1 protein-coding gene and 1 pseudogene are annotated in these 1,118 nt (G+C 45.6%); one reads left to right on the top strand and one right to left on the bottom strand.

Annotation, left to right across the window (positions count from 1 at the left end):
* Window positions 1-621 (top strand): L-threonylcarbamoyladenylate synthase (locus R7E00_RS24695; RefSeq protein ID WP_318124847.1); only part of this gene is annotated, 621 nt, incomplete at its 5' end.
* 89 nt (window positions 622-710) lie between these two features.
* Here R7E00_RS24695 and R7E00_RS24690 read toward each other — a convergent pair.
* Window positions 711-1,118: pseudogene (locus R7E00_RS24690) on the bottom strand (calcium-binding protein); the annotation flags it as partial.

Raw genomic sequence — 1,118 nt, 5'->3', positions numbered from 1 at the left:
ATGAGCCAGTTTTTTTACGTTCACCCAGAAAACCCACAGGCTCGCTTGATTAATCAAGCAGTAGCAATCATTCGTAATGGCGGTGTCGTGGTTTACCCGACAGATTCAGGGTATGCACTTGGTTGCCAATTGGAGAACAAACAAGCGCTAGAGCGCATTTGTCAGATTCGTCGCTTAGATGATAAGCACAACTTCACGTTGTTGTGTCGCGATTTGTCAGAAATTTCTCTGTATGCGCGCGTGGACAACGGAGCATTCCGACTACTGAAAAACAACACTCCTGGTCCTTACACGTTCATCTTCAAAGGTACGAAGGAAGTTCCTCGTCGCTTGATGAATGCGAAACGTAAGACTATCGGTATTCGTGTGCCAAATAACCAAATCGCATTGGAACTTCTCGGAGCACTGGGTGAGCCATTGATGTCAACGTCATTGATTCTGCCTGGTAGCGATGTGACAGAGTCTGATCCGGAAGATATCCGCGACAAACTTGAACATGCAGTTGATGTGATCCTGAATGGTGGTTACTTAGGTGAGCAACCTACTACAGTGATTGACTTCAGCGAAGGTGATCCAGAAGTGGTTCGAATTGGTTCTGGTGATCCATCACCATTCGAATAAGTTGAAATATCAACATAAACAAAAGGAGGCTATCAGCCTCCTTTTTCATTATTTATACTTGAGCAGTGTTTACGCCGAATAAAGATGGCTTATGCGAATTCGAAAATGTCGATACCGTGGTGTTCAGCATAGTTTATGTAAGCTGAATTAACGCCATTTAGCGTGACTTCTACGTTGTATTCTTCGCTAGAGAATACTGCCCAACCACATTCGTTGTAGCTAAGGGTCAGATCATCCGCCGAATCTAGGAAAGTATCGCGAATGCCATCACCATCTGTATCTTTACCCAAATCAAAGACCAGTTTGTCGTGGAAGATATTAAAGTCGAGAACATCGGCTTCTATCTCAATGTCATTGGAGGATACCGGTTGATCAGGAACGCCAATCGCCAGACGGTTGGTAAAGACAAATGTGTCGTCACCACAGCCCCCGCTCAACACTGACTCGCCATCGCCGACCACAAGCGTATCGTTACCCCAGCCCCCACTGAGGAAGTT

This window comes from Vibrio sp. Vb1755 (assembly GCF_033338635.1).
GTDB classification, from domain to species: Bacteria; Pseudomonadota; Gammaproteobacteria; order Enterobacterales; family Vibrionaceae; genus Vibrio; species Vibrio alginolyticus.
This window is presented reverse-complemented; position numbering and strand designations above follow the sequence as displayed.